We start from the raw sequence: 8319 nt of genomic DNA on the forward strand, positions 1-8319 counted from the left end.
CCCCCGGCCCCGCCGCGGCGGGGCCGGGCTGGCCGCCCCGGGCCGGGCCCTCAGTCGAGCCGGATCCCCGCCGTCCTGATGACCTTGCCCATCTCGGCGCGGTCCTTGCGCAGGAAGTCGGCGAACGCTTCCGGCGACGATCCGGCCGGCTCGACGTTGATGCTCCTGAACTTCTCCACCACCTCCGGCTCCCTGACGATCTCCTGCACCTCGCGCGACAGCCGCTGGACGATGGCGGCCGGCGTGCCCGCCGGGGCGAACAGGCCGAACCACACCGTGATGTCGATGTCCTTGTAGCCGAACTCCTTGATGGAGGGGATGTCCCTGGCCAGCGCCGAGCGTTCCGGCTGCATCACGGCAAGGCCGCGCGCCCGCCCGGCCCTGACCTGCGTGAGCGCCGTGGCGCCGGTATCGAACAGAACCGGCACCTGCCCGCCGATCAGGTCCTGGATCGCCGGCGCGCTGCCCTTGTACGGCACGTGGACCATGTCGGTGCGGGTCTCCAGCTTGAACAGCTCGCCGGAGATATGCCCGGTGGTGCCGTTGCCGAACGACGCATAGGCCAGCGCGCCGCGCTTGGCGCGCGCGTCGGCCACCAGCGCGGGCACGTCGCGGTAGGGCGAATCGCGGTTGACGATCAGCACCAGCGGCGTGCGGATGACCTGCGACACCGGCACGAAGCTCCTGGCGGCGTCGTATGGCGTCCTGGCCTCGCGCCAGGGGTTGGTGGACATGGTGGTGTTGCTGGTGAGCAGCAGCGTGTAGCCGTCCGGCTCCGCGCTGGCGACGCGCTGCGCGCCGATGATGCTGCTGCCGCCCGCCACGTTGTCGACGATCACGGCCTGCCCCAGGCGGGCCTGCAGCCTGGCCGCGACGATGCGCGAGACGACGTCGGAGCCGCCGCCGGCCGGCCATGGATTGACGATCCGGATCGGTTTGTTCGGGTACGGCTCGGCGGCGCCGGCCGTGCCCGCGAACATGCTGGCCAGCGCGCCGGCCAGCGCGGTCCGCGCCAGCACGCGCAGCAGCGCGCGCCTGGCGGCGGGGCCGGCGCCCTGGCTGCCAGGGTGGTTGCGATTGTCGTTGTCGCTATGTCTTGTCATTGTCTGTCTCCTCCCCGGCCCGGGCGGCGCGGTGGCTGCCGGCCGGGGGCACGCCCGCGGCGTTTGCTGGTTACTGGGCCTCGCCGCGGAAGACCGGCTGGCGCTTTTCGAGGAAGGCCTGGGCGCCCTCCTTCTGGTCGCGCGTGCTGAACGCGGCCGAGAACGCCAGCAGTTCCATCGTCAGGCCCTGGTTGAGCTCGGCGTCATAGCCGCGGTCGATCACCAGCTTGGCCATGCGCATGGCGAACATGGGCTTGGCGGCAAGCCGCTTGGCCCAGCTCTTGGCCTCGTTGAACAGGTCCTCCGGCGGCACTACCTTGTTGACCAGGCCGATGCGCAGCGCCTCGTGCGCGTCGATGCGGTCGCCGAGCAGGATCATTTCCTTGGCCTTGGTCAGCCCCACCAGGCGCGCCAGGCGCTGGGTGCCGCCGGCGCCGGGGATCAGGCCGACGTTGATCTCCGGCTGGCCGAAGATCGCGGTGGAGGCGGCAATGCGGATGTCAGCGGCCATCGTCACCTCCATGCCGCCGCCCAGCGCCAGCCCCGCCACCGCCACCACGGTGGGCTGGCGCAGCGAGGCCAGCGCCTCGGTGATGTCCGGGCCGTCGTTGATCTGGCGCATCGCCTCCATCGGCGTGCGCGTGACCATTTCCTCCAGGTCGGCGCCGGCGGCAAACGCCTCGTTGCCGCCCCAGATCATCACCGCGCGCACCGACTGGTCATGGCGGATGCTCTCGATCGCGGCCACCACCTGGGCGCGCAGCTCGTTGCTCAGCGCGTTGAATTTCTGCGGACGGTGCAACTGGATGATGAATACGTCGCCGTCGCGCTCGGTGATCAGCAGGCTTTCGCTCATGGGGTCTCCTAGTGATAGATTTCGAACAGGCCGGCGGCGCCCATGCCGCCGGCAATGCACATCGTGACAACCGCGTAGCGGGCCTTGCGCCGCCGCCCTTCCAGCAGCACGTGGCCGACCTGGCGCGCGCCGGTCATGCCGAACGGGTGGCCGATGGAGATCGCGCCGCCGTTGACGTTCAGCCGCTCCATCGGGATGCCCAGGCGGTCGCGGATGTAGAGCGTCTGGCAGGCGTAGGCCTCGTTCAGCTCCCACAGGTCGATGTCGTCGACCGACAGCCCGTGCCGCGCCAGCAGCCGCGGCACGGCGAACACCGGCGCGATGCCCATCTCCTCGGGCGCGTTGCCGGCCACGGCGAAACCGCGGAACGCGCCGAGCGGCTCGATGTTGCGCTGCTCGGCCAGGCGCGCGGACATCAGCAGGCTGGCCGAGGCGCCGTCCGACAACTGGCTCGCGTTGCCCGCCGTGACGCTCCAGCCCGGGGCCAGCGGCTTGAGCGCGGCCAGCGCCTCGCGCGTGGTGCCCGGGCGGTTGCCCTCGTCGCGCAGCAGCTCCACCGCCTCGTAGGCGGGCGTGCCCACGTCGCCGACCTGCTTGCGGGTCTTCAGCGGCACGATCTCGCCGTCGAAGCGCCCGGCCTGCTGCGCGGCCGCGGTGCGCTGCTGGCTGAGCAGCGCGTAGTCGTCCTGCGCCTCGCGCGAGATGCCGTAACGGTCCGCCACCACCTGCGCGGTGTCGTTCATCGGCATGTAGATCGACGGCAGGTGCTCGTCCAGCCACGCTTCGCGCACCGTGGTGCGCGCGCGCACGGGCTGCACCAGGCTGATCGACTCCACGCCGCCGGCCACCACCGCCGGCGCGCCGTCGACCACGATGCGCCCGGCCGCCATGGCGATGGCGTTGAGGCCCGACGAGCAGGCGCGCGAGACGGTCGAGCCCGCCACGCCCAGCGGCAGGCCGGCGCGCATCGCCGCGTGGCGGCCGATGTTCAGGCCGGTGGAGGCCTCGGGCATGCCGCAGCCGAGGATCACTTCCTCGATTTCCGCCGCGTCCAGGCCCGCCCGCTCCACCGCATGGCGGACCGCGTGGCCTGCCAGCGTGGCGCCGTGGGTGACGTTGAATGCGCCGCGGAACGCCCTGCCGATAGGCGTGCGCGCGGTAGACACTATGACTGCCGTATCCGTCACTTCATCTCCTTCGTTAGTAGACGATCGTTCGTCTTTTACAGTAAAGCACGTTGCAAGGCAGAAAAATTTAAGGGTTTTCCCTTAATGACAGGGCTCGTCCCACTAATAGACACTCGTATATAAATCGAATAGACGAACGTCTATAAAAACTAGGGCAGACGCTCATCCGCGCTGCCGGGCAAGAAAACAAGGAGGCAAAGTGCAAACGTGGCTGACGGCGACACTGCGTGTCGCAACCCAGGACGACATCGCATCGTTCGAGCAGGTCCCGCTGGAGGCGCGGGCCCTGCCCGTTTCGGTCTACGAAGCGATCCGCGCGCGCGCGGCGCTGCAGCCCGGCGCGCCCGCCATCCGCTACCTGCCGGATGGCAGCGACCTTGGCGTGGAGATGGCGTGGAGCTACGCCGAGCTCGTCGCGCGCATCACGCAGATCGCCAATTTCCTGAGCGCGCTCGGCGTGGGGCGCGCGGACCGCGTCGGCATCCTCATGCCCAACACACCGGAGGCGCATGCCTGCCTGTGGGCCGCGGAAACCGTGGGCGTGGCGTGTCCGATCAATTTCATGCTGGAGCCCAGCCAGATCTCCAGCATCCTCGAAGAGGCCGGCTGCAAGGTGCTGATCGCGTTCGGCCCGCATCCCGATTTCGACATCTGGGAGAAATGCCAGGCCTTGCGCGCGGGCGGGCTCACGCACGTGCTGCGGGCCACCATGGCCGGCGTGGCGGAGAGCGCCGGGGATGACGGAGAAGGCGCCGGCGGCCCCGCGGTGCTGGCGCTGGCCGGCTACCGCGCCTGTCCCGCCGATGCGCTGTCGTTCGCGGCGGTGACGGATGCCGCCACCACGGCCGCGCTGTTCCACACCGGCGGCACCACCGGCGCGCCCAAGCTGGCGATGCACAGCCACGGCAACCAGGTCGCCAACAGTTGGGCGCAGGCCCTGTCGATGCACATGGCGCCCGGCCACGTGCGGCTGTGCGGCCTGCCGCTGTTCCACGTCAACGGCGCCATCGCCAACGGGCTGGTGCTCTACATGGCGGGCGCCTGCCTCGTGCTCACCGGGCTCAAGGGCTATCGCGACGCCGGCGTGGTGCGCAACTTCTGGCGCATCGTCGACAAGTACAAGGCGCAATCGTTCGCCGCGGTGCCGACCTTCCTGGTCAGCCTCGCCCAGGTGGAGATCGGCGACGCCGACATCTCCAGCCTGGAATTCCTGCGCTGCGGCACCGCGCCGCTGTCGCGCCAGCTGGCGCACGATTTCGCCGCGCTCAGCGGCGTGGACATCATGGAGGGCTACGGCCTGACCGAGGGGACTTCGGTCAGCGCGATGAATCCGCGCTTCGGCGAGAAGCGCATCGGCTCGGTGGGCTTGCGCATGCCTTACCAGCGCGTGCAGATCCGCCGCATGGAGCGCGGCGCCGCGCCCGGCGCGCTATGCGCGGACAACGAGTACGGGCTGGTCTACATCAGCGGCCCCAACGTCATCGCCGGCTACCTCGACGCGGCCGAGACCGCGGCGGTATTCACGCCCGACGGCTGGTACAACACCGGCGACATCGGCCGCTTCGACGCCGACGGCTATCTCTGGCTGACCGGGCGGCAGAAAGACATCATCATCCGCGGCGGCCACAACCTCGACCCGCGCATGATCGAGGAGGCGCTGTACGCCCATCCGGACGTGCAGCACGCCGCGGCCATCGGCCGGCCCGACCGCTACACGGGCGAGATGCCGGTGGCCTACGTGACGCTGCGCCCGGGCGCGCGCGTGGACTCGGAATCGCTGCTGCGCTTCGCCGCCGAGCGCATTCCCGAGCGCGCCGCGGTGCCCAAGTGCGTGAAGATCATCCGCGAGATGCCGCTGACCTCGGTCGGCAAGATCTTCAAGCCGCCACTGCGCAAGGACGCCGCGATGGACGGCTACATGGACGCGCTGGGCGGCATGATCGGCGCGTACAACATGACGCTGAGCGTGGAGGAGGAACAAGGCGAGACGCTGGTGCGGCTGGTGTCGACCGACCTGTCTCCGGTCCATCACGCGCACGTGCGCCGCTTCGTCGGCGACGCGCTCAAGACCTTCACGTTCGCCCACGCGCTCACGTTCGCCTCGCGGTACTAGGCGCCCGCCGCGGCGGCGAGGCCCGCCGGCGCCTGGCCGGCGGCCGGCTCGAACGGCGTGCGCGCGCGTGGCTCCAGCGCGCTCACCACGCGCTGCAGCAGCGCGATGAACTGGCGCCGCTCGGCCGCGTCGAACGGCGCCATCAGCGTGTCATAGGCGGCGTCGGCCATCGCCATCGAGCGCGCCAGGGCCTTGCGGCCCTTCGCGGTGAGCGCGAGCTGGCGCTGGCGGCGGTCGTCGGCGGAGGTCTCGCGCGTGACCCAGCCGCGCTCCTCCAGGCTCTGCACCACCTGCGAGACGCTGACCTTGTTCACGCCGAGCGCGCGCGCCACGTCGTTCTGGCTGGCGCGCTCGATGTTGTGGAGCGCGATCAGCACGGCATATTGCGACGGCGTCAGCTCCAGCGCGTCGAAGCTGTCCTCGAAGACGGCGACGGAGATCTGGTGCGCGCGCCGCAGCAGGAAGCCGGGGCGGGAATAGAGTTGGGACAGGCGCTCGACCTCGGTGGTGGGCATAGGGATGCGAGAGTGGGTGGAATGGGGTGTTACGCGGCCCGGTGGCCGCTGAGCTCCTCGCCGGCGTGCCGGGGCAGCGCCCGGTAGCGCGGCAGCGCGGCGAAGGCGAACAGCGCCACCGCCACGAACGCGAGCGAGAAGTCGGCGCCGGCGGGCGCGGCGCGGCCGGCGAGCCTGGCCGACCACTGCACGGCCAGCGCCGACAGCGAAATACCCAGCATGATAGCGAGTTGCCAGCCCATCGTGTTCAGCGTGGTCGCCGCGGCCACCCTGGCCGGTGGCAGGTCGGCGTAGGCGACGGCGGTCAGCGCGTTGAACTGCACGGCGCGGAAAAAGCCGGCCAGCGAGACCACCACGCCGATCGCCACCAGGTTCCAGCCCGGCAGCGCGAACAGCGCGCAGGCGGCCAGCGCGAGCGCGCACAGCAGCCCGTTCCAGAGCAGCACGCGGCGAAAGCCCCAGCGCCGCAGCATGGCCGTGGTGCGGGTCTTGGCGAAGAACGCCACCACGCCGCTGGCCAGCAGCACCACGCCGCTGTGCAGCGCGCTGAAGCCGAGCCCGATCTGCAGCATCAGCGGCAGCAGGAACGGCAGCGCGCCGTAGCCCACGCGCACCAGCGCGCCGGCCCAGAAACCCGTGGAAAACGTGCTGACCGACAACAGGCGGAAATCCAGCATGGGCCGCGTCAGCCGGCGGAACTGGCGCACGTGCAGCCAGGCCAGCAGCGCCAGCAGTGCCGCCAGCGCGGCCAGCAGCGGCACGTCGAACGCGTGGCGCGCGCGCTCCAGCACGGCCACCGCGAGCGTCAGCACGGCGGCGGCCAGCAGCCATTCGCGCAGGTGGAACACGGCGTCGGTGCGCTCGCGCAGTTGCGGCATCGCGCGCAGCGAGGCCAGCAGCCCCAGCAGCCCGACCGGCACGTTGATCAGGAACACCCAGTGCCACGACAGCCACGCGCACAGCAGGCCGCCCAGCGGCGGCCCCAGCATCGGGCCGAGCATGGCCGGCGTGATCATCCACGCCAGCGCCTCCACCAGTTGCGCCTTGCTGACCAGGTGCACGATGGCAGTGCGCCCGACCGGCACCATCATCGCCGCGGCGCTGCCCTGCAGCGCGCGCGCCAGCGTCAGCGCCGGCAGGCCCGGCGCCAGCGCGCACGCCGCCGAGCTGGCCACGAACAGCATCACGGCGGCCTGGAACACGGTGCGCGTGCCGTAGCGCGCGGCCGCCAGCCCGCTCAGCGGGATGAAGATCAGCGAGCACAGCAGATAGACCGTCATGGTCAGGTTGAGGCTGAGCGGATCGACGCCGAACGCATGCGCGATGTCGGGGATGGCCGGGCTGACGATGGTGGCGTCGAGCTGCTCCATGAAGAACGCCATGCCCACCAGCACGGACAGCGGGCGGAAGTCGGCCGGGGCGGCCGGGGCGGCCGGGGTGGCTGGCGCGGCCAGGCTGGTGGAAGCGTGCGGGGATGGCATGAACGGGGAAGCGGAAACCTGCAACGGGGAGAAAAAACCGGGAGGAAACGAAAACGGGCGGACCTCGCCGGACCCCGATTCTCGGCGCTGCGCGCGCGCAATGGAAATGCGATTAGTAAATATGCTAACTATTAAACAGTCGTTGGTCGGCCGCCACGCGGCCTATACGATGCGATCCATTCCCTGCCGCCGGCGCGCTCGTGCGCCGGCCCCTCACCACAGAAGACACGGAGCGACACCGATGGCGGCATTCGAACTCGTCAGCGCCGAATGGCTGGCACAACACGCAGGCGCCGCGGGCGTGGTTGTCATCGACAGCCGCCCGCAGGCCGACTACTGGGAAGGACACATCCCGCACGCGCGCCACCTCGATCCGGCGCTGCTCGCGCTGCAGCGCACCGACGGCCCCGCGCTGGCGCGCTTCCATGCGCTGCTGGGCTGGGCCCTGTCCGCGCTGGGCATCACGGCGGATACCCACGTGGTGGTGGCCGGCGCGCAGAACGAGGTCAATGCCGCGCGCGCGGCCTGGGCGCTGGCCTACGCCGGCGTGGCGCGCATCGCGCTGCTCGACGGCGGACTGAAGACGTGGCATGGCGAAACCGAACGCAGCGCGCCGGCGGTGCGGGCCACGCGCTTCGTGCCGCAGCCGCAGGCCGCCTATCTCGCCACCGCAGAGGCAGTGCTGGCGGCATCGCAAGGCGGCGCGCGCGTGCTCGATGCGCGCGAGCACGACGAATACGCGGGCCTGCGCAGCAACGCCCGGCGCCATGGCCGCGTGCCGGGCGCCCGCTTCTGGGACACCCGCCAGGAACTCGGCGCCGATGGCCGCTTCGCGCCGCGCGCGCAGCTTGCCGCGGCGCTGGGCGCGGTCGCCGCGCCCGGCGAACGGACCATCGTCTACTGCGGCGGCGGCGGGCGCGCCGCGCGCGCCTTCGTGGCGCTGCAGCTTACCGGCCACGCGGACACGGCGGTCTATCCGGCCTCCTGGAACGAATGGGGCAACCTGGACCCGTACCCGGTGGACAGCGCCGCGCCCGCCGCCCCGGCAACCGAAACCGGCGCGG

The 8319-nt window shown here is 71.0% G+C and carries 7 protein-coding genes; 2 read left to right on the forward strand and 5 right to left on the reverse strand.

The window, feature by feature from the left end; genetic code table 11:
- Positions 1 to 50 precede the first annotated feature (50 nt).
- The 3 genes from K206_RS0127325 to K206_RS0127335 all read right to left on the reverse strand — a co-directional run bounded on the left by K206_RS0127325 (position 51) and on the right by K206_RS0127335 (position 3146).
- Positions 51 to 1103, reverse strand: a complete 1053-nt coding sequence (locus K206_RS0127325; RefSeq protein WP_020205556.1) for a tripartite tricarboxylate transporter substrate binding protein — start codon at positions 1101 to 1103, stop codon at positions 51 to 53.
- Positions 1104 to 1173: 70 nt separating this feature from the next.
- The gene (locus tag K206_RS0127330; protein ID WP_020205557.1) at positions 1174 to 1959 is read right to left on the reverse strand and encodes an enoyl-CoA hydratase/isomerase family protein; all 786 of its coding nucleotides are present in this window, start codon (positions 1957 to 1959) and stop codon (positions 1174 to 1176) included.
- Positions 1960 to 1967: 8 nt separating this feature from the next.
- Entirely contained in the window at positions 1968 to 3146 is a 1179-nt protein-coding gene (locus K206_RS0127335; protein WP_029044153.1) for an acetyl-CoA C-acyltransferase, read from the reverse strand.
- Between the two features lie 199 nt (positions 3147 to 3345).
- Between K206_RS0127335 and K206_RS39460 the strand changes: the two genes are divergently transcribed.
- A complete protein-coding gene (locus K206_RS39460) occupies positions 3346 to 5259 on the forward strand; it encodes an acyl-CoA synthetase (protein ID WP_020205559.1) in 1914 nt (637 codons plus the stop codon).
- Here K206_RS39460 and K206_RS0127345 read toward each other — a convergent pair.
- Together K206_RS0127345 and K206_RS0127350 are read right to left on the reverse strand one after the other, a co-directional pair.
- A complete protein-coding gene (locus tag K206_RS0127345; RefSeq protein ID WP_020205560.1) occupies positions 5256 to 5774 on the reverse strand; it encodes a MarR family winged helix-turn-helix transcriptional regulator in 519 nt (172 codons plus the stop codon). The genes K206_RS39460 and K206_RS0127345 overlap by 4 nt on opposite strands.
- Before the next feature lie 29 nt (positions 5775 to 5803).
- Positions 5804 to 7255: an MFS transporter gene (locus K206_RS0127350; RefSeq protein WP_020205561.1), complete on the reverse strand. Its 1452-nt coding sequence runs from the start codon at positions 7253 to 7255 to the stop codon at positions 5804 to 5806.
- Positions 7256 to 7496: 241 nt separating this feature from the next.
- Between K206_RS0127350 and K206_RS39465 the strand changes: the two genes are divergently transcribed.
- Positions 7497 to 8319: sulfurtransferase (locus K206_RS39465; protein ID WP_020205562.1), on the forward strand; the 823-nt coding region annotated here is incomplete at its 3' end.

The organism is Cupriavidus sp. WS (assembly GCF_000395345.1).
In the GTDB taxonomy this organism is placed as follows: domain Bacteria; phylum Pseudomonadota; class Gammaproteobacteria; order Burkholderiales; family Burkholderiaceae; genus Cupriavidus; species Cupriavidus basilensis_B.

Excerpts from the sequence above, each read along its gene's own strand:
- K206_RS0127325 (WP_020205556.1), bottom strand. The coding sequence starts at position 1,103 with ATGACAAGACATAGCGACAACGACAATCGCAACCACCCTGGCAGCCAG.
- K206_RS0127330 (WP_020205557.1), bottom strand. The coding sequence starts at position 1,959 with ATGAGCGAAAGCCTGCTGATCACCGAGCGCGACGGCGACGTATTCATC.
- K206_RS0127345 (WP_020205560.1), bottom strand. The coding sequence starts at position 5,774 with ATGCCCACCACCGAGGTCGAGCGCCTGTCCCAACTCTATTCCCGCCCC.
- K206_RS0127350 (WP_020205561.1), bottom strand. The coding sequence starts at position 7,255 with ATGCCATCCCCGCACGCTTCCACCAGCCTGGCCGCGCCAGCCACCCCG.